Origin of the sequence: Actinomyces naeslundii, from assembly GCF_001956585.1 — a bacterium.
GTDB lineage: Bacteria > Actinomycetota > Actinomycetes > Actinomycetales > Actinomycetaceae > Actinomyces > Actinomyces naeslundii.
Genome location: NZ_MSRR01000031.1, coordinates 18,377 through 43,992 on the forward strand (window position 1 = coordinate 18,377; position 25,616 = coordinate 43,992).

Annotated in this window: 20 protein-coding genes; 7 read left to right on the top strand and 13 right to left on the bottom strand. The window is 70.8% G+C overall.

Annotation, left to right across the window (positions count from 1 at the left end; translation table 11 throughout):
* Positions 1–35: 35 nt before the first annotated feature.
* The 4 genes from rsmH to dinB form a co-directional block, all read right to left on the bottom strand.
* On the bottom strand, positions 36–1,157 hold the full coding sequence (rsmH, locus tag BKH33_RS12010) for a 16S rRNA (cytosine(1402)-N(4))-methyltransferase RsmH (protein WP_003779882.1): 1,122 nt from the start codon (positions 1,155–1,157) through the stop codon (positions 36–38).
* Between the two features lie 327 nt (positions 1,158–1,484).
* The gene (gene mraZ, locus BKH33_RS12015; protein WP_003779863.1) at positions 1,485–1,916 is read right to left on the bottom strand and encodes a division/cell wall cluster transcriptional repressor MraZ; all 432 of its coding nucleotides are present in this window, start codon (positions 1,914–1,916) and stop codon (positions 1,485–1,487) included.
* A 551-nt stretch (positions 1,917–2,467) separates the two neighbouring features.
* Positions 2,468–2,881 carry a DUF3040 domain-containing protein gene (locus BKH33_RS12020; protein ID WP_003779874.1) on the bottom strand — a complete coding sequence of 138 codons (414 nt, stop codon included), beginning with the start codon at positions 2,879–2,881 and terminating at the stop codon, positions 2,468–2,470.
* A 170-nt stretch (positions 2,882–3,051) separates the two neighbouring features.
* Positions 3,052–4,332, bottom strand: coding sequence for a DNA polymerase IV (gene dinB, locus BKH33_RS12025; RefSeq protein ID WP_076072251.1), 1,281 nt, complete (start codon positions 4,330–4,332; stop codon positions 3,052–3,054).
* A 169-nt stretch (positions 4,333–4,501) separates the two neighbouring features.
* Here dinB and BKH33_RS12030 point away from each other — a divergent pair, with 169 nt between their 5' ends.
* Positions 4,502–5,338 (top strand): spermidine synthase, encoded by an 837-nt coding sequence (locus BKH33_RS12030; RefSeq protein WP_003780777.1) that lies wholly within the window; start codon positions 4,502–4,504, stop codon positions 5,336–5,338.
* A 33-nt stretch (positions 5,339–5,371) separates the two neighbouring features.
* Here BKH33_RS12030 and BKH33_RS12035 read toward each other — a convergent pair whose 3' ends face one another.
* The gene (locus tag BKH33_RS12035) at positions 5,372–6,310 is read right to left on the bottom strand and encodes a PAC2 family protein (protein ID WP_003780775.1); all 939 of its coding nucleotides are present in this window, start codon (positions 6,308–6,310) and stop codon (positions 5,372–5,374) included.
* Between the two features lie 457 nt (positions 6,311–6,767).
* Between BKH33_RS12035 and BKH33_RS12040 the strand changes: the two genes are divergently transcribed.
* The 3 genes from BKH33_RS12040 to BKH33_RS12050 all read left to right on the top strand — a co-directional run bounded on the left by BKH33_RS12040 (position 6,768) and on the right by BKH33_RS12050 (position 13,316).
* Complete coding sequence (locus BKH33_RS12040) at positions 6,768–9,425, top strand: HelD family protein (protein ID WP_076072255.1); 2,658 nt, start codon at positions 6,768–6,770, stop codon at positions 9,423–9,425.
* A 157-nt stretch (positions 9,426–9,582) separates the two neighbouring features.
* Positions 9,583–11,475 (top strand): AMP-binding protein, encoded by a 1,893-nt coding sequence (locus BKH33_RS12045; RefSeq protein ID WP_003780174.1) that lies wholly within the window; start codon positions 9,583–9,585, stop codon positions 11,473–11,475.
* Between the two features lie 65 nt (positions 11,476–11,540).
* Positions 11,541–13,316, top strand: coding sequence for an AMP-binding protein (locus BKH33_RS12050; protein ID WP_003780171.1), 1,776 nt, complete (start codon positions 11,541–11,543; stop codon positions 13,314–13,316).
* A 19-nt stretch (positions 13,317–13,335) separates the two neighbouring features.
* On the opposite strand, the gene BKH33_RS12055 is transcribed toward BKH33_RS12050, so the two are convergent.
* Positions 13,336–13,782, bottom strand: coding sequence for a pyrimidine dimer DNA glycosylase/endonuclease V (locus BKH33_RS12055; RefSeq protein WP_003780173.1), 447 nt, complete (start codon positions 13,780–13,782; stop codon positions 13,336–13,338).
* A gap of 22 nt (positions 13,783–13,804) precedes the next feature.
* Positions 13,805–14,701 carry a 4-hydroxy-tetrahydrodipicolinate synthase gene (gene dapA / locus BKH33_RS12060; RefSeq protein WP_003780169.1) on the bottom strand — a complete coding sequence of 299 codons (897 nt, stop codon included), beginning with the start codon at positions 14,699–14,701 and terminating at the stop codon, positions 13,805–13,807.
* 120 nt (positions 14,702–14,821) lie between these two features.
* On the opposite strand from dapA, the gene BKH33_RS12065 reads away from it, so the two are divergent.
* Positions 14,822–15,556 (top strand): GNAT family N-acetyltransferase, encoded by a 735-nt coding sequence (locus tag BKH33_RS12065; RefSeq protein ID WP_076142772.1) that lies wholly within the window; start codon positions 14,822–14,824, stop codon positions 15,554–15,556.
* Positions 15,557–15,598: 42 nt separating this feature from the next.
* Here BKH33_RS12065 and dapB read toward each other — a convergent pair whose 3' ends face one another.
* Both dapB and BKH33_RS12075 read right to left on the bottom strand, forming a co-directional pair.
* Complete coding sequence (gene dapB, locus BKH33_RS12070) at positions 15,599–16,351, bottom strand: 4-hydroxy-tetrahydrodipicolinate reductase (protein WP_076142773.1); 753 nt, start codon at positions 16,349–16,351, stop codon at positions 15,599–15,601.
* Positions 16,352–16,360: 9 nt separating this feature from the next.
* Positions 16,361–17,023: a TetR/AcrR family transcriptional regulator gene (locus BKH33_RS12075; RefSeq protein WP_003786008.1), complete on the bottom strand. Its 663-nt coding sequence runs from the start codon at positions 17,021–17,023 to the stop codon at positions 16,361–16,363.
* Positions 17,024–17,145: 122 nt separating this feature from the next.
* Here BKH33_RS12075 and BKH33_RS12080 point away from each other — a divergent pair, with 122 nt between their 5' ends.
* Positions 17,146–18,048 carry an oxidoreductase gene (locus tag BKH33_RS12080; protein ID WP_003786020.1) on the top strand — a complete coding sequence of 301 codons (903 nt, stop codon included), beginning with the start codon at positions 17,146–17,148 and terminating at the stop codon, positions 18,046–18,048.
* A 251-nt stretch (positions 18,049–18,299) separates the two neighbouring features.
* Here BKH33_RS12080 and BKH33_RS12085 read toward each other — a convergent pair whose 3' ends face one another.
* A complete protein-coding gene (locus BKH33_RS12085; RefSeq protein ID WP_171972233.1) occupies positions 18,300–19,718 on the bottom strand; it encodes a M16 family metallopeptidase in 1,419 nt (472 codons plus the stop codon).
* Positions 19,719–19,902: 184 nt separating this feature from the next.
* Positions 19,903–22,269, bottom strand: a complete 2,367-nt coding sequence (locus BKH33_RS12090; RefSeq protein ID WP_043540056.1) for a polyribonucleotide nucleotidyltransferase — start codon at positions 22,267–22,269, stop codon at positions 19,903–19,905.
* A 430-nt stretch (positions 22,270–22,699) separates the two neighbouring features.
* Here BKH33_RS12090 and fucO point away from each other — a divergent pair, with 430 nt between their 5' ends.
* Complete coding sequence (gene fucO, locus BKH33_RS12095; protein WP_003786010.1) at positions 22,700–23,851, top strand: lactaldehyde reductase; 1,152 nt, start codon at positions 22,700–22,702, stop codon at positions 23,849–23,851.
* Between the two features lie 96 nt (positions 23,852–23,947).
* Here fucO and rpsO read toward each other — a convergent pair whose 3' ends face one another.
* Both rpsO and BKH33_RS12105 read right to left on the bottom strand, forming a co-directional pair.
* Complete coding sequence (gene rpsO / locus BKH33_RS12100; protein WP_003786006.1) at positions 23,948–24,217, bottom strand: 30S ribosomal protein S15; 270 nt, start codon at positions 24,215–24,217, stop codon at positions 23,948–23,950.
* A 217-nt stretch (positions 24,218–24,434) separates the two neighbouring features.
* Positions 24,435–25,460, bottom strand: coding sequence for a bifunctional riboflavin kinase/FAD synthetase (locus tag BKH33_RS12105; RefSeq protein ID WP_003786024.1), 1,026 nt, complete (start codon positions 25,458–25,460; stop codon positions 24,435–24,437).
* Between the last annotated feature and the right edge of the window lie 156 nt (positions 25,461–25,616).

The following is a 25,616-nucleotide window of genomic DNA, read 5'->3' on the forward strand; positions in this document are numbered from 1 at the left end:
GACGGACGGTCGCCGCGTGAGGGCCGAGGTGGCCGCTATCTGGCTCGGTCCCGGTGGGCACGACGCCCGGCTCGGCGGCCGGAGCGGCCCGGGCCGCCCGAGGAGGGATGCTCTTCCGGCGCAGGGGCCTGGTCGGCGGGACGCAGACGCACGGCCGCGCGCAGCCGTACCGGTGCTGAGCGGGGGTTGTGGTCGAGCTCGCGGGCGTCGGCCTTCTCGGCGCCGTTGGTGAGCAGCTCGAGGTAGGGGCGGTCCGTCTCGGGCACGACCGGCAGGTCCTGCGGCGCCCGGGAGGTGGCTCCGTGGTTCAGAGCGCGTTTGACGATGCGGTCCTCCAGGGACTGGTAGGACTCCACCACCAGTCGTCCCCCGACCCGCAGACTGTTGAGCGCCCGGGGCACGGCCCGCTCCAGGACGTCGAGCTCGGCGTTGACCGCGATGCGCAGTGCCTGGAAGGTCCGTTTGGCCGGGTGCCCGCCGCTGCGACGAGCCGGCGCCGGCACGGCCTGACGGACGAGCTCGGCCAGGTCCTGGGTCGTGGTGACCGGCTGGCCGGCCTCACGTCGGCGCACGACGGCGGCGGCGATGCGGGAGGCGAATCGCTCTTCGCCGTAGGTGCGCAGGATGTGGGCGAGTTCGGCGGCTTCGGCGGTCTCCAGCAGCTCCTGGGCGGTAGGGCCCGAGCCCTGATCCATGCGCATGTCGAGGGGCGCTGGGCGGGCATAGGAGAAGCCTCGTGAGACCTCGTCGAGCTGGAGGGAGGAGACGCCCAGGTCCATGAGGATCGCGTCCACCGTTCCCGCGCCATTGACGGAGTGCTCCTGGGAGACTCGGCTCACGGCGTCGTAGGTGGTCTGAACCGCGATGAAGCGGTCTCCGAATCGCTCCAGGCGCGCTGAGGCCAGCGCGATCGCCTCGGGGTCACGGTCAATACCCACGACGCTCAGAGCCGGGAAGCGTTCGAGCGCCGCCTCACTGTGCCCACCCATCCCCAGGGTGCAGTCGATCATGACCGCTCCGGCAGCGGCCCCCTCAGAGGATCGCCCGTCTACGCCCTCGACCGCGGGTGCGAGCAGGTCCAGACACCGTTGCAGGAGCACCGGCTCGTGCCGGCCGGCGGCGTCGGTGGCGGTTGCCTGAGCTTGAGGGCTGGTCATACGGCGTTCTCCTTCCTGGTGACGACCCGACGCACGGCCGGGAGCTGGGCTGGTTGCTGGGGCTGAGGATCTTTCAGCAGGTCACCGCCGCGGCTCCGCAGAGGGGTGGTCAAACGCGCTGCCGACGTCGGCTCGAGGACCGGGGACGGCCATCCCACCAGGACTCCTCCCGTGGTTCCGGCGCCGGGGAAGAGACGTCGGACGCAACATCGGGCGGAGACCTCACGAGATGGTTCGTCAGAGCCCTGATGGCATCTGCGTGCGGTCCACAGCTTCAGCGTGGTGTTCAGTTGTCGGTCGCTCGGCGGTGCCGGCATACGGTTCGGCTCAGAAGAAGCCGGGGATGATCTCCTCGGCCGTGTCGGCGAAGACCTGTTCCTGAGCCGCCAGGTAGGTGCTCCAGGACTCGGCGTCCCAGATCTCCACCCGCGCCCCGGCTCCGATCACGGCCAGGTCCTTCTTCAGGCCCGCATAGGCCCTCAGCGGTGCCGGCAGCGTGATGCGCCCCTGCTTGTCCGGGATCTGCGAGTCCGCGCCCGAGAGCATGACGCGCACATAGTCACGCGCCTGCTTCTGAGCGAGGGGCGCCTCACGCAGCTGGGCGTACATGCGCTCGAACTCGACAGCAGTGAAGGCGTACAGGCAGTGCTCCTGACCTCTGGTCAGAACCACTCCGCCCGCAAGTTCCTCACGGAACTTCGCCGGGAGGATGAGGCGACCCTTCTCGTCCAGCTTGGGTGCATGCGTCCCCAGGAACATGAGCCACCTCCTTCCCCTCGACGACCCAGTGAGCCCCACCCTACTCCACTTCCCTCCCTTTTCTCCCACCCCTATCCCGCGAGCGCATCACAACTGCGCATCTTCAGCGCGACCCCAGGTCCACCCCACCACCACCTTTCGTTGGCACGACAGTCATCTCTGGAAGAGACGAAGATGGTGGAGGAAGGTGGAGGGAGGCATTCACCACGACTCTCTCGGCGTGGTGGGCATCCAGGACAAAAGCAGACTTCACTCGGTCTGCACGCAGGTTTCAGGCGATGGGGCGCACGACGTGGAGGCCCCCTGGAAGCTTCCTGGATTCTCTTGGAACTCCCTGAGATTCTGCGAGTCCTGGCGGGATCTGGAGGGGATTGGACGACGTCAGGTCCTGTCCCGAGCAGGTGAGCATCGGGACAGGACCTGTGAAACCGGGGCCTGTGGTGGGAGGTGGAGGTGGAGGGAAGTGGGGGCGGTGGAGGGAAGTGGGGATCCAGCCTGGGGCGACACCCTCGAAGACGGCGATGGTGTCAGATGGAGCCGGGTGAAGGCGGTCAGTCCTCTGAGTTGCGGCGACGGTCCCAGCGCTCGGACTGGCGGTCCATGAAGGAGGAGCGCCTTCCCCCACCACTCTTGCCGCGAGACGGTTTGCCGCCACGGGGGGTGAACTGGCGCGACCCCGAGGCGCTCTCGACCCGGGTCAGGGCCAGGGCCACTCCGCCGACGGCGACGAGAAAGCCCGCCACTCCCAGCAAAATGGAGACGAGGTTGTGGCGCACCGAGACCCCGGCGATGAGAAGGGCCAGACCGATGAGGACCAGGGTAACGCCCCCGCCGATGTGACGGGGAGAGGGCCGGGATAGCCGACGCTCCTCGCGTTGGAGCGTCTGAGCCAGGTCAGGGTCGTCCTGGTGGAGCTGCGACTCCAGGTCCCGCAGGACCTGCTGCTCTCGCTCTGACAGTGCCATCATGCTCCTTGCTTCCGGACGGGGCCGGGGATCTGCGCCGTAGTTGCCAGGATAGGCGCTGTGGGGGCTCAGGAGAAACTCACCGGAGCAGGTTGGTCAAGATTGACCGGGATGGGCCCAGATGGCTCAGCCGAGGCCGGAATCAACCGGGGCCGGTCCGGCTCGCCGCTCTATCTGCCCTCCTCATCTTCGCGTCCTGGCTGCCTCACCTCGCCCCGCGGTGCTCGGGCGGCCCCGGTCCCGCCTCCTAGGAGGCTGGCCGGGGCCAGCGCGCTGCTGCCCCACCTGCGCCGCACGGCATCGGCCGCCCGCTCCGAGGCACCGCGCCGGGGGTCCTCCCCCAGAAGGAGCTGGACGCCGTCGTCGGGGCGCAGCAGGCCCTCGACCCGCACCCCCAGCAGACGGAAGCCGCCTGCCGGTGTGGGCAGGGCGGAGTAGAGCGAGGAGACGGTCTCCCAGATGTCATGGGCGAGGTCGGTGGGAACCGACAGTGTGCGTGAGCGGGTGACGGTGGTGAAGTCAGCACCTCGAGCCTTGAGGACCACGACGCGGCACCGCAGGTCGCTCGCACGCAGTCGGGCGGCGCACTGGTGGGTCTGGTCCAGCAGGACCACCCGGGCGTGCTCGCGATCGGTGACTGTATCGAAGAAGGTCGTCTCAGTGCCCACCGACTTCTCCTCGCGTACCGGCTCCACCCGGCGGGGGTCGACGCCGTGGGACAGCTCGTGCAGGTGACGCCCGGCGGCCCGGCCGAGGATCTTCTCCAGGTGGCGCACGTCAGTGTCCGCCAACGTACGCACGTCCTCGATCCCCCACCTGGCCAGGACCTCCTGAGTCCGCGCGCCCACGCCCCACAGGGCCCCGACCGGCAGCAGGTTGAGGAAGTCCTGCGTGGCGCCGGCCGGCACAAGAAGCAGCCCATCGGGCTTGGCGTGGGACGAGGCGAGCTTGGCGACGAACTTGGTGGAGGCGATGCCCACCGAGGCCGGAACGCCCACACGACGACGGATCTCGGCACGGATCCACCTGCCGATGGTCACTGGCGAGCCCATGCGGCGCCGGGCCCCGGCAACGTCCAGGAAGGCCTCGTCGATGCTCACCTTCTCCAGAACCGGGGTGACCTCCGCCAGGACGGACATGACCTGCGCGGAGACCTGGGAGTAGAGGCCGTGGCGCACGGGCAGGACCACGGCCTGGGGGCAGCGTCGGGAGGCCTCGGCCATGGACATCGCCGAGGAGACGCCGAAGGCGCGGGCCTCATAGGAGGCCGCTGAGACGACGCCCCGACCATCACGGCCACCAACGATGACCGGACGGCCGGCCAGCTCGGGGTGCTCGAGCAGCTCGACCGAGGCGAAGAACGCGTCCATGTCGACGTGGACGATGGGGGTGGCGGAGTCGTCGTTCCCCCAGGACCGGCGCACGGCCTGGGAGCGAGGCGCCCTGCTCATCTCCACCTCCTCAACGAGTACGACGGGCTCACCGAGTGAGCCCCTGGCGTGCTGCGGGCGCACGGTGGCGTCGCCGCAGTCATGGTCGGCAGTAGCCGGCAGTAGTCGACAGCATCCGACTCAAGACCGGTTGAGTCCCTCTGCGCCCCTGACAGGCTACCGTGGGGCTGTGACACGTAGACGCAGGGCCTCCGGCGCCCCGGCGCTCGCCGACCTGCCCTCAGGCCCGGTGCGAACCTCCTTCGCCACCGCCGAGCTCGTGGCGCGAGACACCGGGATCCTCCTCATGCTGGACGGCGCGGAGTCCTCCTTCCTGGACCTGCGCGATCCGGCGCACCTGGACTTCGAGTACCACCAGCAGATGGACGCGGCGCTGACGGCGCTGCGCGGCGAGGGCGGCCCCGTCAGGGCTCTCCACCTGGGTGGGGCGGGCTGCGCCCTGGCCAGGGCGTGGGACGTCACCCGTCCCGGCTCCCAGCAGGTCGCCGTCGAGATCGACGAGGTTCTGGCGGCCCGGGTCCGCACCTGGTTCGACCTGCCCCGCTCCCCCAGGCTGCGCATCCGGGTCGGCGACGCCGCCGAGGTGGTCGAAGGGCTGCGGCCCGGACAGTGGGACGTCATCGTGCGGGACGTGTTCAACGGTGGCAGCGTGCCGGCCTCCTGCAGGAGTGGGGCGTTCATGGCCTCGTGCCTGGAGGCGCTCGCGCCCGGCGGGCTGCTGCTGGTCAACACCTCCTCCGTGCCCCGGTCCCAGGCCGGAGCCGAGATCCAGGCGCTGCGAGAAGCCCTGGAGGGGAAGGCCTCAGGCCTGGTGATCGTCGCCGATCCGGCTGCGATGCGCGGCCGCCGTCGGGGGAACCTGGTGCTGGTGGCCCGCCCCGATCCCTTCACAGCCGGAGAGCTCGAGGAGGTCGAGCGCGCGGTGCGTCGCCTACCGCTGCCGGTGCGCACCTGGTCCCCCGACGACGCCGCGGTACCGCGCCCCGAGGGCGTCCTGCCCCGTTAGAGACGGCAGGCCGACAGGCCCCGCCCGGGGTCGTCAGCCCCTGCGGCCGGGGTTCCAGCCCTGAGTTCCCAGGTCCCCGGAGTCATTGGCCTCCAGGAAGGCCTCCAGGCGGGCGCCGATCTCATCGGCGCTGGGCAGGTTGATGACGGGTGCAGCGGTGTCCGCCTCACCGGTGGCGATCCGGGGTGCCATGGCGTCGTACTGAGCCTCCAGGGCGGAGACGACGGCGCTGACCTCCGGCTGCTGGGCGGCCTCGGCGTTGATCTCGGCGCGGTTGATGTTGGCGGCGGCCTCCAGGTCCCCCACCGGCAGGGCCAGGCCGGTGGCGTGCACGACGGCGGTCAGCAGCGCCGAGGCCCCCTGCGGGAACTCGTCGCGGGCCACGTAGTGCGGGATCGCCGCGGACACCCCTCGGGAGTCCAGGCCCAGCTCACCTAGCCGCAGCTCGAGGTAGGCCGACATCGAGCCGGGAAGCTCGACGTGGCCGAAGAGCTCGGGCTGATGGGGCAGCAGGTCGGGCTGACTGCCGTGGTGGTGCACGTAGGTCGGGCGAGTGTGGGGCACGGCCATGGGGATGCCACTCATGCCGACGGCCTGGCTCACTCCCATGGAGACTGCCAGGTGGGCCACGGCTCCGACGAACTCGTCCCACCGATAGTCCGGCTCGCTGCCGTGGAGCAGCAGGAGGTCCTCGCCGTTGTCGTCGTGGAGGAGGTCCAGGACCAGCTCAGGCATGGCGACTGAGGAGTAGGTGTTGTGGACGAAGGTCATCGCGGGGCGTCGGGCGCGGTAGTCCACGAGAGCGTCGATGTCGAAGGTGGCCAGACGCTCGCTGGGCAACGTCATCAGCAGCTGGTCGACGGCCAGGGCGCCGGCGTTCCCGGCGTCCATGGCGCCCTCGAAGTAGTGGATGAGGACCCTCGGGGAGATCGGCTGATCCGCGGGGTGCTGGATGGTGAACAGTGGTCTCACGAACCCGTCTCCTCCTGTCTGGTCTGGTCCGTCCTCCCCTGGCGCGAGCCGGTTCGCACCATCGCCGCCCTGCTGCGGGGGCGGGTGGGGCCGACGACGTCGGGGAGGGTCATGTATGTATCGTGCAATGGTCTCAGCTCGGTACTCGGCGTGATCCCGCCTCGGTCGAGTGACGCCGACTCGGGGACGAGATTCGGCGTTTTACCAGGATTCGTCCGGGTAAGTGCCCGGGAACAGCGGATAGCGTCCTCGGCACTCCTGCCAACACCTTCTGGCTTGTCGATGTTCCCGCCCGCGCCGGGCCCGGGCGACGTGTTCGCCCTCGGCGTCCCCACCGAGGCTTCAGCAGGAGAATAATGGGTCGACCGTACTGAAGCCATCACCGACCCCAGTACCCGTCAGTGTCAATCAGCGCCAGTCAGTGCCGGCACGTGCCAGCCGGCCAGAACCAGAACCGATGCGAGGCCTTGTGAGTCAGACGATCCCCTCCCACTCGCCGCAGTCTCAGCGGGAAACACGTGAGCGGGCACAGGACGACGCGGGAGACGATGCGGGCAGAGTCCGCGAGCGCGAGATACATGGTGAGCAGGAGGTCGTCGACCTCGCCTACAGCGAGCTGGACCGTCAGCTGGCCCAGGCCCGCCGCTCCCTGGCACGAACCGAGGCCCAGGGTGTCAGCGGAACCCACCAGTCGCGCGGGGAGCGGGACGCCTACGCCGTGCACTACTCGTCGCTGGTCTCCTCCCTGGAGGGAGTCGAGGACCGGTTGGTCTTCGGACGGATGGACATGTGCCGCGCGCCCGACGACGCCGCTGGAGCATCCGGATCCGGAAACGACTCTGCACCCTCCCCCGGATCGGGCCGGGGCGTGGGCAGCTCCTCCCCGGTCACGGACGGGGGAAGGCGCCACTACGTGGGCCGTATCGGCCTGCAGGACGCTCAGCACCGTGAGGTGATCCTGGACTGGCGCGCCCCCCTGGCCCGGGCCTTCTACCAGGCCACGGCCTCCCATCCCATGGGGCTGGTGCGCCGTCGGCACATCGATACCCGGGCCCGCCAGGTGCTCGGGGTGGAGGACGAGGTCCTGGACCTTTCCGCCCTGGGATCCGAGGGAGCCCCGGAGGGGGCCTCCGCCGCCACCGTGGCCGCCGGCGAGCTGCAGGGCGAGGGGGCCCTCATCGCCGCGATGTCCACGGCCCGTGACGGCCGGATGGGCGACATCGTGGCCACGATCCAGGCCGAGCAGGACCGGATCGTCACCTCCTCAGGCCGGGGCGTGCTCGTGGTCCAGGGCGGCCCGGGGACGGGTAAGACGGCGGTGGCTCTGCACCGGGTGGCCTACCTGTTCTACTCCGAGCGCGAGCGCCTGGAGCGCTCGGGCGTGCTGCTGGTGGGACCGTCACGCACCTTCCTGCGCTACGTGGAGCAGGTCCTGCCCTCCCTGGGTGAGACGGGCGTGGTCTCCACGACGATCGGCGACCTGGTTCCCGGGATTCGGGCGACGGCGCAGGAGGACGCCCGCGTCGCCGAGGTCAAGGGGCGCTCCTTGTGGGTCAAGGCCCTCGAGCGCGCGGTGCGCGGTCTGCAGCGGGTCCCCGAGGCTCCGCGCGTGATCGAGATCCAGGGGGTGCGTCTGACACTGGAACCCAGCGATGTGCGAGAGGCGGCCTCACGGGCCCGCCGGGGCGGCAAGCCCCACAACCTGGCCCGGGAGGCCTTCGTGATCTGGCTCCTGGAGCGCCTGACCGACCAGTACGCTGCGGCCACGAACCAGGACGCCTCGGACGCCGACACGCGGGCCTGGATCCGCGAGGACATCCGTACCGCCCGCGACGCCCGCCGGGAGATCAACCTGTGCTGGATGCCGACGACGCCCCAGGGGCTGCTGGAGCGGCTGTGGAGCCGGCCCGCGCTCCTGGAGCAGGTAGCACCTTCCCTGAGCGATCAGGAGCGGCGGCTGCTGCGCCGGGAACCGGGAAGCCCCCTCACCTCCGCGGACATCCCACTCATTGACGAGCTGGCCGAGCTGCTGGGTCCCAGCGAGGACGCCCAGGCCCGGCGCTCCCGGCTGGAGGCCCGACGCCGTGAGGACCTGGTGGCCTACGCGGCCCAGGCGATCGAGGCCCAGGACCTGGGTGACGGCATGGTCAGTGCCGAGATGCTCGCCGACCGGGTCTCCCAGGGCGGCCCCACTCTCACCCTGGCCGAGCGGGCCCGGGCGGATCGGACGTGGACCTACGGGCACGTCGTCGTCGATGAGGCCCAGGAGCTCGGCGCCATGGCCTGGCGGGCACTGGCGCGCCGCTGCCCGGTGCGCTCCTTCACGGTGGTGGGCGACCTGGCCCAGTACTCGGGCCCCCACGCTCCTGACAGCTGGGGCGAGGTGCTCTCCGCCCTGGGGACGGCTTCCGCCGAGGACGCTGCCGGCCAGTCCCGGTCCCAGTCCCGTCACCGGGCCCGTTCGCGCTCGCGGCGGAGCAAGCAGTCGGGACGCTCGCGCGGCGGGTCGACCCCGCTGCGCGAGGAGGCGCTCAGCGTCTGCTACCGCACTCCGGCCACGATCATGGAGGTGGCCGAGGAGACGGTGACGCAGCTGGGCCATCCCCCGGTCTACCCGGTGCGCTCGGTGCGCGACCTGCCCGAGTGTCTCGAGATCACTGAGGTCACTGAGGCGGGGAGTGTTCCTGCCGCGCCGGTGCAGGCCCCGGAGGACTCGACCGACGAGGGCTCCGGCGCCTGGGGGCGGGCTCTGCGCGAGGCGGTGACACAGGAGGCGGCTCGTCTTGATCAGGAGGTGGGCACCGGCGTCGGACGCATCGCGGTCATCTCGCCCTCGCCTCGCCGCACCGAGTCGCTGCTGCGCGAGGACCCGGGCCTGGCCGCCGCGATGGAGGCACCGGGCGGGGACGTGCTGCGCTCACGGCTGCTGGTGGTCAGCCCGGTGCTGTCCAAGGGACTGGAGTTCGACGTCGTCGTGCTGGTGGACCCGGCCGACATCGGTGAGCGCAGCGCAGGCGACCTGTACGTGGCGATGACCCGACCCACACGCCGTCTGCGGGTGGTCAGCCGCCTGCCCCTGCCCGGAGGGCTCGAGGCGCGCCCCGGCGCCCGGTGAGCGCCATCGCACACAATCATCGGCAGCACCGCCCAGGCAGGTTACGCCACCGTAGGTTACGGTTGCTCCTGACCTCTCGCCGTCGCGCCGTGTGACACCCGCGGCGGGCGGGACCTTCCCGACAGGGGAGGCTCACGGCAGACAAGGGGGAAGACCCATGAGTGCTTCACGCGCGTCGGCGCCCACGCAGACCGACGACAGCGTAGCCGCGACCGGTTCAGGCGCCTCCCGGGACGAGGTCCTCGACGCCGTCTACCGGGAGGCCGGGGTTCCTTCCGCGATCCCCGCGGTGAGCGAGCCCCTGTCCTGCATGCTGCGCGACGCCGCCCGGGACTTCCCGGAACGGGTCGCCCTGGACTTCCTGGGCGCCACCACCACCTACTCCCAGCTGGAGACCCAGGTGGCGCGGGCCGCCGAGGCCCTGCGGGGCCTGGGGGTCGGGCGCGGGGACGTCGTCGGGCTCATTCTCCCCAACTGCCCCCAGCACGTGGTGCTGGCCTATGCGGCCTGGCGCATCGGGGCGATCGTGGCCGAGCACAACCCGCTGGCTCCCGCCGCCCAGCTGCGCGAGCAGTTCCACATCCACCGCGGGCGCGTCATCATCGCCTGGGAGAAGACCCTCGAGCGCCTCGAGGCGGCAGTGGGCTCCCTGGAGGCGGCAGGCCTGGGGGGCCTGAGCGTGTACTCGGTGGACCTGTCCCGTCACCTGCCGCTGCGCAGCCGCCTGGCCCTGAGGCTGCCGGTTGCCGCCGCCCGCACCCAGCGCCGCGAGCTGCGCGGCAAGGTGCCGGCCGGGGTGCGCTCCTGGGACGACCTGGCCGCCTCGGCCGCTCCCCTGGCGACGGGATTCCCCCTGCCAGGCGTCTCTGAGACGGCCGCGCTGCTGTACACCGGCGGGACGACGGGCACGCCCAAGGCGGTCTGCCTCAGCCACGAGAACCTGCGCTCCAACGCCGAGATGTCGCTGGCCTGGGCCTCGCGCACCACGAGCCCGGGCAAGGAGACCTTCTACGCCGTCCTGCCCTTCTTCCACGCCTTCGGCATGTCCCTGTCGCTGCTGTGCGCGGTGGGGCTGGCCGCCACCCAGGTGGTGCTGCCCAAGTTCGGGGCGGACCTGGTGCTGGCCGCCTGGAAGCGGCGCCCGGCCACCTTCTTCCCCGGGGTCCCGGTCATGTTCGACCGTCTGGCGACCCGGGCACGAGCGACGGGCGCGAACCTGTCCTCCTGCAAGATCGCCGTGTGCGGGGCCGCCCCCAACCCGTTGGCCGTGGCCCAGGCCTGGGAGGAGGCCACCGGCGGCACCATCATCGAGGGCTACGGCATGACCGAGTCCTCCCCCATCATCCTGGGCAACCCGATCTCGCCGGCGCGCCGGCCCGGCACCCTGGGGGTGCCCTACCCCTCCACGCAGGTGCGGCTGGTGGACCCCGAGGACGTCGAGCGCGAGGTGGCTCCCGGTGAGATCGGCGAGCTGGTGGCCCGAGGCCCGCAGGTCTTCACCGGCTACTGGGACAACCCCGAGGAGAGCGCCGAGGCGATGCTGGACGGGGGCTGGTTGCGCACGGGAGACCTGGTGCGTCAGGAGGAGGACGGCTTCTACGTCATCGCCGACCGCCGCAAGGAGCTCATCATCTCCGGGGGCTTCAACATCTACCCCACGGAGGTGGAGGCCGCGGTCCGCTCAATGCCGCAGGTGGAGGACGTCGCCGTCGTCGGGCTGCCGGCCGAGGCCGGTAACGAGTCCGTCGTCGCCGCGATCCTGCCCAAGGAGGGCCAGACGGTCACCCTGGAGCAGGTGCGCGAGTGGGCGGCCAAGAACCTGTCCAACTACGCGCTGCCGCGTCAGATCGCGATCCTCACCGAGATGCCCCGCTCCCAGATCGGCAAGGTGCTGCGACGCGTCGTGCGAGACGAGCTCCTGGCCGCCCGGGAGGCGGCCTCCGGGGCCGCGACGGCGGCGGCCGTCTCGATCGTCGAGCACTTCCCTGGCAGGGGCGAGCGCAAGGACGACGCTCAGCACGACAGCGAGGATGACAAGACGCCTCACTGAGCCCCGCCCCGGTCACCACCGCCCGCCCATCTCCCCCAGCGACAGCCCTATCCGACCCCACAGACATGAGCAGCAGCACCATCGACGCCGGAGCCTCACCGCAGCAGGCCACCGAGGACTACCACCACTACCTGCGCCCTCACTACCTGCCCGGGATCCCCGCAGCGATCGAGGTTCCCGACGCGCCTCTGAGCGATCTGCTGGAGACGGCGGCGCGCTTCTACCCCGACCGGGTCGCCATTGACTTCCTGGGCGCCACGTTGACCTACCACGAGCTGCTGGAGGCCTCGGAGCGGGCGGCGCAGGTGCTGCGGACCTCGGGGGTGCACAAGGGCGACCGGGTGGCTCTCATCATGCCGAACTGTCCGCAGCACGCCGTCGCGCTCTACGGGGCGCTGCGCATCGGCGCGGTCGTGGCCGAGCACAACCCGTTGGCGCCCGCCGAGGAGATCCGCTCCCAGCTGGATGCGCACGGGGCGCAGGTTGTCATCGCGTGGGAGAAAGGCATCGATCTCATCACGGATCCCGCCGCCGATCCACGGGCCGGCGGCGACCCGCTCAAGGGCCGCACGGTCTTCAGCGTGGACCTCTCAGCGGCGATGCCGGTGCGCCTGCGCGCCGCGCTGCGCCTCCCGGTGGAGCGGGCCCGCCAGCAGCGGGCCGCCTTGAAGGCCGAGCAGCTTCCCGCCGGTGTGCGCTCCTGGGACAAGGAGGTGACCGGTGCTCACCGGATCCCCTCACGCTTCCCCTACCCGGCCGGCTCCGACGTCGCGGTCCTGCTGCACACCGGTGGGACGACCGGCACGCCCAAGGCGGCGATGCTCACGCACACCAACCTGCGGGCCAACGCCAACCAGGCCATCGCCTGGGTGCCGATGCTGCACGAGGGCGGGGAGAACTTCCTGTGCCTGCTGCCCTTCTTCCACGCCTTCGGACTGACCTTCAACCTCTTCTGCGCGGTGCAGAAGGCCGCCACCCAGGTGATGCTGCCCAAGTTCTCGGTGGATCAGGTGCTCGCCGCGCACGAGCGGCGTCCCTTCACCTTCTTCGTCGGCGTGCCGGTCATGTTCGAGCGGATCCTCGACGGCGCCCAGAAGCGGGGCACGAGCCTTGGCACCCTGCGCTACGGGGTGTGCGGGGCGGCCCCGATGCCGCCGGAGGTCGGGGCCCGGTGGGAGAAGGCGACCGGCGGCTTCTTCGTCGAAGGCTACGGCATGACCGAGACGAGTCCGATCGTCGCGGGCACACCCATGGGGCCCTCGCGCCGCCTGGGGGCGCTGGGACTGCCCTTCCCGTCCACGGACGTGCGCGTCGTGGACCCCGAGGACCCGGATCCCAATCGGGAGGTGCCCGACGGCGAGCCGGGCGAGCTGCTGGTGCGTGGCCCGCAGGTCTTCGCCGGCTACTGGGAGGATGAGGCGGCCACGCAGGCCGCGATCCTGCCGGGCGGGTGGCTGCGCACGGGCGACATCGTGCGCAGGGAGGACTCCTTCCTGTGGATGGCCGACCGCAAGCGCGAGCTGATCCTCACCGGTGGCTTCAACGTCTACCCCAGTCAGGTCGAGACCGCGATCCGCTCCCTCGAGGGCGTGGCCGACGTCGCCGTGGTGGGGCTTCCCGACGGCGCCAGAGGCGAGCTCGTGTGCGCCGCCGTGGTTCTCGCCGAGGGAACCGCGCCGGACTCCCTGACTCTTGAGGCGGTGCGGGAGCACGCCGAGCGGACGGTCCCGCGTTACTCGCTGCCGCACCGCCTGGAGGTCATCGAGGAGATGCCGCGCTCCCAGATCGGCAAGATCCTGCGCCGCGTCGTGCGCGAGCGGGTGCTTGCCGGAGACGAGTAACCCTGCGGCTCCTCTGAAGCTACGGAGCCAGCGCCCGTTCCCAGGGCTCGACGTCGCCGGGGACGACCCGGAAGATCGGGTGCGCCTCAAGCCGCTCGGGCAGGGGCAGGAGCTCGGGGGCGCGCCCGGCCAGCTTGGCCTCAAGGTGCATGCGCTCCAAGTCCATCTGGCCCTCGGTGACCGTCAGGCCGACGCCGGTGCACTCCGCCTCGGGCAGGTCGATGCGGGTGGCGTCGAAGCGGTAGCCGCGCCGGACGGCCTCCTCGCGCAGCCCCCACAGGTAGGCGCCCACCGCTACCGCCGGGGTGACCGGATCGGGGGCGGCGCGGAAGCGTTCGAGCTGGGGGTGGTTGCGGTAGCCGCGGGTGCGTCCGGCCAGGACCGCCTGGGCCAGCAGCGACTCGCGCCAGCAGGCCACCAGGCCCGCGCGGTCCAGATGGCGCGGGTGCAGCGACCACATGCGCATGGCGGGAGTGCCCTACCGGTTCTTAGAGCAGCCCGGAGGCGGCCAGGACCTCGCGCAGGGCGGCCACCTCGGCCTCCTCGGCGCGCACGAGGGGCAGGCGCAGGGCGGGGCTGGGCAGGCGTCCCTGGAGGTGCAGGGCCTCCTTGGCCATGACGGCCCCCTGCCCGCCGCCCATGATGGCGTGCACGAGGGGACGCAGACTCCGGGCGAGGGTGCGGGCGCTGGCCAGGTCGCCGGCGTCGACGGCAGCGATCATCTGGCGCCAGGAGTGGGCGTCGGCGTGGGCGGCCACGGAGATGACACCGGAGGCGCCGTGGGTGAGCCAGGCGAAGTTGAGGCCGTCGTCGCCGGAGTAGTACTCCAGGCCGGTGGACTCCATGCGCCTGAAGCCCTGCTCGACGTCGCCGGTGGCGTCCTTGACGGCCTTGACGCGGGGGTTCTCCGCCAGGCGCGCCAGGGTGTCCTCGGTGATCTTCACGCCGGTGCGCCCGGGGATGTCATAGACCATGACGGGCAGGTCGGTGGCCTCGACGACGGCGTTGATGTGCCGGTAGACCCCCTCCTGGCTGGGGCGGTTGTAGTAGGGAGCGTTGATGAGCAGGCCCTCGGCACCGGCCTCCTGGGAGGCCACACCGATGCGCACCGCGTGGGCCGTGTCGTTGGAGCCGGCGCCGGCCATGACCATGGCGCGTCCGGCCAGGGCGTCCTTGACCTGGTGGATCAGCTCCTGCTTCTCGGGAGTGTGGGTGGTCGGGGACTCACCGGTGGTGCCCGACAGGAGGATCAGGTCGGCGCCGTCGTCGACCAGGCTGACCGCCAGGGCGCGGGCGGCGTCGAAGTCGACCTCCCCACTGGGCGTGAAGGGGGTGACCATGGCGACGCCGACGGAACCGAAGCTGCGGGAAGGGGCTGCGCTCATGGTGCCAACCCTAACGTGCACCCGGCCCGCAGAGGATCCGTTCTCATGATCTGTTGCATAGGTACCTACATCCCCAGCTGCACCCAGGGACCCGGCAGGCCCGTCACTTAGGCTCGGTCCATGACCTCATCGCCCTCATCCCCCTCCGGCAGCCGGGACGGCTCCTTCCTGAACGCCGACCCGCTGGCCGGGCTCAGCCCAGAACTGGATGCACGCGCCCCGCACCAGCACTCCCACGGCGCTCACGACCCGCATGACCATGACGGCCCCCAGGTATCAGGGGGGTTCGTGCGCCCGGCTCGGTTGGGGGATCTGGCGGCGATCGGGCAGGTCCAGTCAGCGACCATGCTCGCCTCCCTGGAGGCCGGGCACACCGCAGAGCACCACGCACCGCTGCCCGAGGGCGTGCGGGCGATGATCGCGGCCCCCGTCATCGCGGCGGGCTGGGAGGCGGCCGTGGCCGAGCCGCCCTCGCCCGAGCACCACGTCCTGGTGGCCACCACCGCCGAGGCAGACGCTGCTAACCGGACGGTAGTGGGCCTGCTGGGTCTGGCCCCCACCCGGTCCATGGACGCCGAGGGACACGTTGACGAGACCGGCGTGCAGGCCGTGGAGGTCACGGCCCTCGGGGTGGAACCCGACAGCCAGCGCCGGGGACACGGATCCAGACTCCTGGCCGCGGCCGTCGACCTGGCCCGTCGGGATGGTGCCAAGGCACTGGTGGCCTGGGCCGTAGGCGGGGACGAGTCGGTGAGCCGGCTCCTGGCCTCGGTCGGCATGGCCCCCACCGGGGCCCACCGGGTACTCGGCGTCGGCGAGGGCATCACCGAGGACTGCTGGGCGGCCTCGCTGTAGCCCCTGACCAGCTCCCGGCCGGCTCCCGCCTACTCCCTCGACTCAGAGGTCGAGCAGGGCGTCCAGGCCGATGGTCAGGCCGGGGTGGCTGGAGACCTGCCGGACGGCGAGGACCACGCCGGGCATGAAGGAGGCCCGGTCGAAGGAGTCGGTGCGGATGGTCAGCTGCTCGCCGGGGTTGCCGAGCACGACCTCCTCGTGGGCGGTCAGCCCCCGCAGGCGCACGGCGTGGACGTGGACGCCGTCGACGACGGCCCCGCGGGCGCCGTCGGGGTCGGTCTGCGTGGCATCCGGCATGGCGCCCAGGCCGGCCTCGGCGCGGGCGGCGGCGATGCCCTGGGCGGTGGCGACCGCGGTGCCCGAGGGCGCGTCGACCTTGTTCGGGTGGTGGAGCTCGATGACCTCGGCGGACTCGAAGTAGGGGGCGGCCTTCGCGGCGAAGCTCATGGCCAGCACGGCGGACAGGGCGAAGTTCGGGGCGATGAGGACGCTGCGACCGGCGGCCTCGGGCCGGGCCAGGTGCTCGCGGACGCGCCCGTAGGACTCCTTGTTCCAGCCAGTGGTACCGACGACGACATCCACCCCGGCGTCGAGGAGGGCATGGACATTGGACTCGGTGACGCTGGGGACGGTGAAGTCGACGGCGACGTCGGCGCCCGCCAGGTGCTCGGCGTCAAGGGTGTCCCCCACGTCCAGGCGGGCCACGAGCTCGAGGCCCTCAGCGTCCTGGACCGCCTGGCAGACGGTCGATCCCATGCGCCCGGCGGCGCCCACAACAGCTACGCGAATCGTCATGGCTCCACCCTAGCGACTCTCCGGTCCACCACGGGGGCCGTCTTTCCCACCGTGCCCCAGCAGACCGGGGCGGATGAGCTCCAGCCAGCGCCGACGGACCTCGAGAGAGCCGTCGCCGGGGTAGAAGACCATGAGGACGTAGAGGTCGGAGACAGCGAGGTCGGAGCGCAGCCGCCCGCTGGCCCGTCCCTCCTCGATGAGGCGTCCCAGCGCCTCAGTGGCGCGAGTCTCCGGCTCGGCGTACTCCACCTCCGCCCCCAGCGCCCGAGCAACGGTCTTGGCGGCATGGCTCCGGGAGATCATCTCCAGGGCCCGCTCCAGGAAACCCAGGAGCTCCTGGGCGGCGTCGGAACGGCCGGCCTCGACGCGCGCCCAGGCGTCCTGAGCGTCATCGGCCAGGGCCTCGACATACTCGTTGACGACCGCCGCAAGCAGGTCCGTCTTGTTGGGGAAGTGGCGGTAGAGCGTGCCCACGGCGACGCCGGCCGCCCGAGCGATCTCCCCCATGGCGACCTCAGTGCCCTGCTCAGCGACCAGCCGTCTGGCGGCCTCCAGGATGGAGGTCCGGTTGCGCACCGCATCGGCACGCCTTGACGAGCGCTCTGAGGTGATGCCGCTCGCCTCCGTCACCGTCCCGGTCCGCTCAACCGCGTCATGGGTAACCCGAGCCATCCTTCTCCCTTTCCTCAGGCTTGCTCAATAGCGTGCCGAGCATCTCACTTGCACAAACATGAATCTACATTCACGATATTACCTGAACGACGATTCATGTTAACGAGAGGACACCTCAGACGATGACCACCACCACGCCGGCCCAGGCCCCCGCGACCTCCACCGAGAGCTCTTCGGAGAACGCCGCAGACCACGGTGCGACCCGCACCGCCCTCGTCACCGGCGCCTCCTCCGGCATCGGTGAGGACACCGCCCGCAAGCTCCAGGCCCTGGGCTACATCGTCTACGGTGCGGCCCGCCGTACCGACCGCCTCCAGGCCCTGACCGCCGACGGCATCCGCCCACTGGCCATGGACGTGACCGACGACGCCTCCATGACCGCCGGTGTGAACCGCATCCTGGAGGAGACCGACCGCATCGACGTCCTGGTCAACAACGCCGGCTACGGCTCCTACGGGGCCATCGAGGACGTCCCGATCGATGAGGCCCGTCGCCAGTTCGAGGTCAACGTCTTCGGCCTGGGTCGCCTCACCCAGCTCGTCACCCCGCACATGCGCACCCAGGGCTCGGGCACCATCATCAACATCTCCTCCATGGGCGGGAAGCTGACCACGCCGCTGGGCGGCTGGTACCACGCCACGAAGTACGCCGTCGAGGCCCTGAGCGACGCCCTGCGCATGGAGCTGCGCCCCTTCGGGATCGACGTCGTCGTGGTCGAGCCCGGCGGCATCCGCACCGAGTGGGCATCAATCGCCGCCGACCACCTCGAGGCCACGGCCGAGGGCAGCGCCTACGCCAATCAGATCCGGGCCGTGGCCGGTGCCATGCGCAGCGAGTCGAACAATCGGCGCTACTCCCCGCCGGAGGTCATCGCCCGTACCGTCGGCAAGATCGTCACCGCCCGCCACCCCCGGACCCGCTACGCCGTGGGCTTCATGGCAAAGCCGCTCATTGCCGCACGTCGGGTCCTGCCGGACCGTGCCTTCGATCAGCTCATCGGTGCCGCCTTCGGCTTCCGTCGCTGAGCGACGGGCCCACGTAACCCCGCCAGCACCTGGGGCCGACGACTGGAATCAGCCTTTTGGTGTCCAAATCGGAGACAAAGGGCCTCCACCTCTTAGAGCGCAGGCTGGAGAACCTTGGAATCATGCGGTTGCGCATCGGCTGGATGAAAGCGATCCGCGCCTTTGTCACCGATTTGGACACTCAGCCCCTCTTCTGGCTCCGGCGGTACTCGATGAACGGGTCCATGGGCCCCGTTTGTAGTCGGCAGGCGTCAGTCGACCGGGCCCACGAGGATGCGGGCGCGTTTCTGCTCCACCAGCCAGGCAGCCATCTCCCGGACCTCCTCGGGGGTGACAGCCTCCAGGCGGCGCAGGTTCTCCTCCATGGAGCGCAGGCGCCCGGTGACGACCTCGGCCCGCCCCAGGCGCCCCATGCGCGCCAGGGAGTCCTCTCCCCCGAGGACCATGGCCCCGCGCAGCTGGCCGCGGGCGCGCATCATCTCCCGTTCGGTGACGCCGTGCTCGGCGAGCTTCTCGAACTCGCCGATCATGACGGCGCACACCTCATCGACGTCGCCGGGAGCGCAGCCCGCGTAGAGCCCGAAGGCTCCGGCACCGGCGTAGGAGGTGTCGAAGGCATAGGTGGTGTAGGCCAGGCCGCGCTTCTCACGCACTTCCTGGAACAGGCGCGAGGACATGCCACCGCCCAGGATGGTGGTGAGTACGCTCATGGCCCAGCGCCGCTCGTCACGCACGGCGATGCCCTGGCACGTCAGGTACAGGTGGGTCTGCTCGCTCTCACGCGGGACGGTGATGTCGTGAACGTCCAGGGCCGCGAAGGGCTCGATCTCGAAGCGGCGCTCGCGCGGGGCGGCGTCGGGCGAGGCGTCCCAGCCGGCCGCGGCCAGATCGGCCAGGACCCGTTCGCAGACCTCGTCGTGGTCGACGGCGCCGGCGGCCGCCACCACGAGGGTGTCGGAGGCGTAGGTGCGCTTGTAGTGCTCCCACACGGCGTCGCGCGGAACCGCGGTGACGGTCTCGTTGGTGCCGCCGATGGGTCGGCCCAGCGGCGTGTCCTCACCGAAGGCGGCCCGGGCGAAGGCCTCCTGGGCGACGTCGGCAGGGTCATCGGCGGCATCGGCCAGCTCGGAGACGATGACGCCGCGCTCGGTCTCGACGTCGGTCGGCTCCAGGAGAGAGGAGGTCACCATGTCGGCGAGCACGTCGAGGGCCGCCATGCCGTCGGGGGCGAGCACGCGGGCGTAGTAGGAGGTGTGCTCCTTGGACGTGGCGGCGTTGGACTCCCCGCCGATCATGTCGAAGGCCTCGGCAATGTCGTGGGCGTCGCGTGTGGCGGTGCCCTTGAAGAGCAGGTGCTCCAGGAAGTGGGTGGAGCCCTCCTGGCCGGGCTCCTCGTCGCGGCTCCCGACGCCGAACCACATGCCGATCGAGGCCGAGCGCAGGCCCGGCACGGACTCGGTGATGACCCGCACCCCACCGGGCAGGACGGAGCGGCGGGTGAGCGCACCGTCGTCGTGCAGGGTGAGCTCGGTGCCGTCGCGGCCGGGACGGCCCCGCCGCAGCTCCACCTCGGAGTAGTCGGTCGGGCTCGAGGACTCCCCGGTCATAAGGGTCGAAGGGAGGGCTGTCGAGGGCGCGGAGGCCGCCGGCCCCGCTGAGCCGGCTAGCATGTCTGGGTTGGTCACCCGCGAAGACTAACGGGCAGGTGGGCCCGCTGTCGTTCCCGCCACCCAGCGCACTCTGCCGCGCGCAGCGAACGCACTCCCCGAAGACGACGGTGTCCCCGTTCGGTCCATCGGACCGAACGGGGACACCGTGAATACGCGTCAGTCGGCTAGCGCCGCTGAACGGGTCTCACTCCTCCTCGGAGGACTCGGCGCTGCGCATGCGACGACGGCGCGGGCGGCGCTCACGGCGCGGCTGCTCGCCCTCGCCGTCCTTGCCCTCACGGCTCTCACGGCGCGAACCGTTCTCGCGAGATGCCTTGCGAGCCGCCTCACCCTCGGCCTCAGCGGCGAGCTGCTCGTCGGTGAGGACCGCGTGCAGGCTCAGCTTGCCGCGCTGGTCGATCTCGGCCAGCTCGACCTGGACCTTGTCGCCCACGCCCAGGACGTCCTCGACGTTCTCCACGCGCTTGCCGCCGACGAGCCGGCGGATCTGGGAGATGTGGAGCAGGCCGTCCTTGCCGGGGGTCAGCGAGACGAAGGCGCCGAAGGTCGTGGTCTTGACCACGGTGCCCACGAAGCGCTCGCCGATCTCGGGCATCTGCGGGTTGGCGATGGCGTTGACGGCGTCGCGGGCCGCCTCGGCCGAGGGGCCGTCGGAGGCACCGATATAGACGGTGCCGTCGTCCTCGACCGTAAGGTCCGCGCCGGTGTCCTCCTGGATCTGGTTGATCATCTTGCCCTTGGGGCCGATGACCTCACCGATCTTGTCCACCGGGATGCGCACGGCCAGAACGCGCGGGGCCGTGGGGGCCATCTCGTCGGGGGCGTCGATGGCCTGGGCCAGGACGTCGAGGATGAACAGGCGGGCGTCACGGGCCTGGCCGAGCGCGCCGGCCAGGACCTCGGAGGGCAGACCGTCGAGCTTGGTGTCCAGCTGGAGCGCCGTGATGAAGTCACGGGTTCCGGCGACCTTGAAGTCCATGTCCCCGAAGGCGTCCTCGGAGCCGAGGATGTCGGTGAGGGTGGCCCACTTGGTCTCGCCGTCGATGACCTCGTGCATGAGACCCATGGCGATACCGGCCACGGGGGCGCGCAGTGGCACACCGGCGTTGAGCAGGGACAGGGTGGAGGCGCACACCGAGCCCATGGAGGTCGAGCCGTTGGAGCCCAGGGCCTCGGAGACCTGGCGGATCGCGTAGGGGAAGTCCTCGCGGGTGGGCAGGACGGGCACGAGGGCCCGCTCGGCCAGGTTGCCGTGGCCGATCTCGCGGCGCTTGGGGGCGCCCACGCGGCCGGTCTCGCCGGTGGAGAAGGGCGGGAAGTTGTAGTTGTGCATGTAGCGCTTGTGGGTGACCGGGGAGAGGTCGTCCACCTGCTGCTCCATGCGCAGCATGTTGAGAGTGGTCACGCCCAGGATCTGGGTCTCGCCGCGCTCGAAGATGGCAGAGCCGTGCACGCGGGGCAGGACCTCGACCTCGGCGGCCAGGGTGCGGATGTCCTTCAGGCCGCGACCGTCCATGCGCACGCCCTCGGTGAGGGTGCGGTGGCGCACGATCTTCTTGGTCACGGAGCGGAAGGCGGCCTTGAGGGCCTTGGTGTCCTCCTCGGTGGGGAAGGCCTCGGCGAGCTCGGCCAGGACCTCGTCGCGCACGGCATCGGTGGCCAGGTCACGGGCCTGCTTGCCCTCGGTGGCGATGGCGCCGGCCAGGCCGTGGGCCTCGGCGGCCTTCTCGACGGCGTCGTACTGCTCGTCGGAGTAGTCCAGGTAGAGGGGGAACTCGGCGGTGGGCTTCGAGGCGTGCTGGGCGACCTCGAGCTGGGCCTCGCACAGGGCCTTGATGTGAGGCTTGGCGGCCTCCAGGCCCTCGGCGACGACGGCCTCGGTGGGGGCCACGGCCCCGGCGTTGATGAGCTCCCAGGCGTGCTCGGTGGCACCGGCCTCGACCATCATGATGGCGACGTCGCCGGACTCCAGGACGCGGCCGGCCACAACCATCTGGAAGGTGGCGCGCTGCTGCTCGGAGTAGCGGGGGAAGGCCACCCAGTGCCCGTCGATGAGGGCCAGGCGGGTGCCGGCCACGGGCCCGGAGAAGGGCAGGCCGGCGATCTGGGTGGACATTGAGGCGGCGTTGATGGCCAAGACGTCGTAGTCGTCGTCAGGGTGGATGGCCAGGACGGTCTCAACGACCTGGACCTCGTTGCGCAGGCCCTTGACGAAGGAGGGGCGCAGCGGGCGGTCGATGAGGCGGCAGGCCAGGATGGCTGCGGTTCCGGCGCGGCCCTCTCGGCGGAAGAAGGAGCCGGGGATGCGGCCGGCCGCGTACTGGCGCTCCTCGACGTCCACGGTCAGGGGGAAGAAGTCGAACTGGTCCTTGGGGTGCTTGCCCACGGTGGTGGCGGACAGGACGGCGGTCTCGCCGTCGAGGTAGGCCATGGCGCTTCCTGCTGCCTGCTTGGCCAGGCGGCCCGTCTCGAAGCGCACCACGCGCTTGCCGAAGGAGCCGTTGTCGATCACTGCCTCGGCGGCGGTGACCTCGGGGTCGTCAATGAACATGAAGTCTCTTTCTCGCGATCGTCGTGCCGGTCCGTGGCCTTCGATCGAGGCCCACGGAGCCAAGTCCTGCCACACGCAGATCTCCATGATCCGACGGCGCGAGCGCGGTTCCGGAGGCCACCACCGAAAACCGACGGGGCCGGCCGCTCCCCGGGTCTCTTCCCGGAGGCGGACTACGGCTCCTCCGTACTCCTGGCCGGCTCACACGCTGGGAGAGCATCGAAGAGCCGTGGCGAGTACCCGAGGGCGCAGCCGCGCAGATTCTATCGTGCGCGGCCTCATGATGCCGATCAGCACCACCGGATGCCACGTGAGATGGGACGCGCGGAACCTTGGACTGTCTGGACCGGGCTCGCTTGATCATGACAAAGTGGTGGCCAACGGCAGGACGGAGCAGTCCTGTCCCCCTCTCTTCTCAGGAGTGTCAACGATGACCCACCGCATGATCTTCAACCAGACCGGCTACTTCGGCAGGGGCGCGATCGCCCATATCGCCCCCGAGATCGCCCGCCGGGGCCTGACCAAGGCCTTCATCGTCACCGACCCGGTCCTGGCCGACAACGGCACCGCTGCCCGTATCACCGACCTGCTCGACGAGGCCGGCATCAGCTGGGAGGTCTTCTCCGACGTCGCCCCCAACCCGCCGATCGAGAAGGTCCAGGCCGGCCTGGCCGCCTTCCGCACCTCGGGCGCCGACGTGCTCATCGGCCTGGGCGGGGGCTCGCCCCAGGACACGTGCAAGGCGATCTCGGTCATCGCCACCAACCCCGACTTCGAGGACGTGCTGAGCCTGGAGGGCCTGTCCCCCACCACCCGTCCGGGCGTGCCGATCATCGGCGTGCCCACCACCGCGGGCACGGCCAGCGAGACCACCATCAACTACGTCATCACCGACACCGCCAAGCGGCGCAAGTTCGTGTGCGTCGACCCCCACGACATCCCGGTCCTGGCCATCGTGGACCCCGACCTCATGGACGGCATGCCCCGCTCGCTCAAGGTCGCCACCGGGCTGGACGCCCTCACCCACGCCATCGAGGGCTACATCACGCCGGGCGCGTGGGAGCTCTCCGACGCCCTGTGCCTGCGCTCCATCCAGATGATCGCTGCGAACCTGCGGGCCGCTGCCGACGGGGACGCCGACGCCGTCGAGCAGATGGGCCTGGCCGCCTACATCAACGGCATGGCCTACTCCAACGTCGGGCTCGGCCTGGTCCACGGCATGGCCCACCCGCTGGGCGGACGCTACAACGCCCCGCACGGGGTGGCCAACGGGATCCTCCTGGCACCGGTCATGGCCTTCAACGCCGAGCACACCGGGGAGAAGTACCGCGATATCGCCGAGGCCTTCGGGGTCGAGGGAGCCCGGACGATGCCGCTGGAGGAGGCGCGCGCCGCGGCCGTGGAGGCCGTGGCCCAGCTGACGCGGGACCTGGGCAACCCCACCCGGATCTCCGAGGTCGGGGTGGAGGCCGACGGCGTCGAGGCCCTGACCGATGACGCCTTCGCCGACGTGTGCACGCCGGGCAACCCTCGCCCCGCGACCCGTGAGGACATCAAGGCGCTCTACACCTCACTGCTGTAATCGCGTCCAGGAGAGGCGAAGACTCTCCTCGACACGCCGTGCGGCCCGGCTCCCAACAATGGGACCGGGCCGCACGGTTCGAGGCTGTCAGCTCGCTCAGCGGCGGATGCCGAGGCGGGCGATGAGGGCACGGTAGCGCTCGATGTCCTCCTTCATGAGGTAGTCGAGCAGGCGGCGGCGCTTACCGATGAGCAGGTAGAGGCCGCGACGCGAGTGGTGGTCGTGGGTGTGGCCCTTGAAGTGCTCGGTGAGGTTGGAGATGCGCTCGGTGAGGATGGCGACCTGGACCTCAGGGGAGCCCGTGTCACCCTCGTGGGTGGCGTACTCGGCGATGATCTCTTGCTTGCGCTCTGCGGTAACCGACATGCGGACTCCTTCGGGTCTCGTTGCACGGAGCGCCGGGGCAGGTTCTCCCGGGCATGAGGTATCCGTGGCCGATCGACGGCCCGCCAACCTTACCAGCGCCGCATCCTCCCGATCGCACCGGAGGCTGTGTGAACCGGCACAATTCCAGGGCAGAACCGGGCTGCCACGGCGCCGCTCCGACGGCGAGCACGCCCCGGGCCCCGCTCCGGCACCAGAGCTACTGCGCGGTGACGTCCTCGGGACGGATCGGATCAGGAACCGGGACATCCAGGATCCGGGCGGTGTCCTCGATGTCGGCGCGCATCTGGACCAGGAGCGGGTCCAGTCCGTCGAAGGCGAGCATGGGGCGCAGGCGCTCGACGAGCTCGATCCCCACCTCCTCGCCGTAGAGGTTGAGGTCGGCGCGTCCCAGGACGTGAGCCTCGACCGTGCGCTGGGGGACGTCGTCGAAGGTGGGGTTGGTGCCGATCGAGATGGCGGCGGGCAGCCGCTGGCCACCGGCCTCGGCGCTACTGCCTCGAACCAGCCAGCCGGCGTAGACGCCGTCCGGCGGCACGACGCCGGCGGTGGCGGCCTCCAGGTTGGCAGTGGGGAACCCGAGCTCGCGCCCACGGCGCAGCCCCCGCACGACGACGCCGCGCAGCCGGTGGGGACGGCCCAGAACCTGGCTGGCCCGCCCCATGTCTCCGTCCTTGAGGCACTGGCGGATCCAGGTCGATGACCAGCGCCGTCCCTCCTCCGAGCGGATCTTGGAGACGATCTCGACCTCGAAGCCGTCATCGCGGCCGATCTGTTCCAGGGTGGTGGCGTCGCCGGAGTTGCGGCAGCCGAAGCGCACGTCATCACCGACGACGACCGCTCGCGCCCCCAGCAGCCCCTCCAGCCAGGTGCGCACGAAGTCCTGCGGGCTCTGGGCGGCGAAGTCGAGGGTGTAGGTGATGACCAGGACCGCGTCGAGACCGAGGTCCTTGAGGGAGGCCAGGCGGTCGGTCAAGGAGGTGATGAGGGGCAGGTCCACCTCCGGCTGGTGGACGCTGCGGGGATGCGGGTCGAAGGTGACCGCGACAGCCAGTGGCCGCTCGCCGTCGCAGGCGAGCTCACAGGAGAGCTCGACGACGCGTCCTAGGACCGCTTGGTGTCCGCGGTGGACGCCGTCGAAGATCCCCATGGTGACCACGGACCCCACTCCGCCCGGCGCGCTCAGGCTCGCTGGCACCTGCTCGGCGCCGTACCAGACCTCCACTGCCGATATCCCTGCTCTCGTCTCCTCGAGGGACGCGTCGCGTCCCCGCCTGCATCCTTACCTGCACCCTTGTCCGCATGCTCCCGAACTGCACAGACAGGTCGGGGAAGGTTGCTTGTGCGGGACAACCCTGCCACGGTCACGCCTTCGGGCGCG

Bases quoted from the DNA above. Each gene is read 5' to 3' on its own strand.
- rsmH (WP_003779882.1), bottom strand. From the start codon at position 1,157: ATGACCAGCCCTCAAGCTCAGGCAACCGCCACCGACGCCGCCGGCCGG.
- mraZ (WP_003779863.1), bottom strand. From the start codon at position 1,916: ATGTTCCTGGGGACGCATGCACCCAAGCTGGACGAGAAGGGTCGCCTC.
- BKH33_RS12020 (WP_003779874.1), bottom strand. From the start codon at position 2,881: ATGGCACTGTCAGAGCGAGAGCAGCAGGTCCTGCGGGACCTGGAGTCG.
- dinB (WP_076072251.1), bottom strand. From the start codon at position 4,332: ATGAGCAGGGCGCCTCGCTCCCAGGCCGTGCGCCGGTCCTGGGGGAAC.
- BKH33_RS12040 (WP_076072255.1), top strand. From the start codon at position 6,768: ATGCGAGGCCTTGTGAGTCAGACGATCCCCTCCCACTCGCCGCAGTCT.
- BKH33_RS12045 (WP_003780174.1), top strand. From the start codon at position 9,583: ATGAGTGCTTCACGCGCGTCGGCGCCCACGCAGACCGACGACAGCGTA.
- BKH33_RS12050 (WP_003780171.1), top strand. From the start codon at position 11,541: ATGAGCAGCAGCACCATCGACGCCGGAGCCTCACCGCAGCAGGCCACC.
- BKH33_RS12055 (WP_003780173.1), bottom strand. From the start codon at position 13,782: ATGCGCATGTGGTCGCTGCACCCGCGCCATCTGGACCGCGCGGGCCTG.
- dapA (WP_003780169.1), bottom strand. From the start codon at position 14,701: ATGAGCGCAGCCCCTTCCCGCAGCTTCGGTTCCGTCGGCGTCGCCATG.
- BKH33_RS12065 (WP_076142772.1), top strand. From the start codon at position 14,822: ATGACCTCATCGCCCTCATCCCCCTCCGGCAGCCGGGACGGCTCCTTC.
- dapB (WP_076142773.1), bottom strand. From the start codon at position 16,351: ATGACGATTCGCGTAGCTGTTGTGGGCGCCGCCGGGCGCATGGGATCG.
- BKH33_RS12075 (WP_003786008.1), bottom strand. From the start codon at position 17,023: ATGGCTCGGGTTACCCATGACGCGGTTGAGCGGACCGGGACGGTGACG.
- BKH33_RS12080 (WP_003786020.1), top strand. From the start codon at position 17,146: ATGACCACCACCACGCCGGCCCAGGCCCCCGCGACCTCCACCGAGAGC.
- BKH33_RS12085 (WP_171972233.1), bottom strand. From the start codon at position 19,718: ATGCTAGCCGGCTCAGCGGGGCCGGCGGCCTCCGCGCCCTCGACAGCC.
- BKH33_RS12090 (WP_043540056.1), bottom strand. From the start codon at position 22,269: ATGTTCATTGACGACCCCGAGGTCACCGCCGCCGAGGCAGTGATCGAC.
- fucO (WP_003786010.1), top strand. From the start codon at position 22,700: ATGACCCACCGCATGATCTTCAACCAGACCGGCTACTTCGGCAGGGGC.
- rpsO (WP_003786006.1), bottom strand. From the start codon at position 24,217: ATGTCGGTTACCGCAGAGCGCAAGCAAGAGATCATCGCCGAGTACGCC.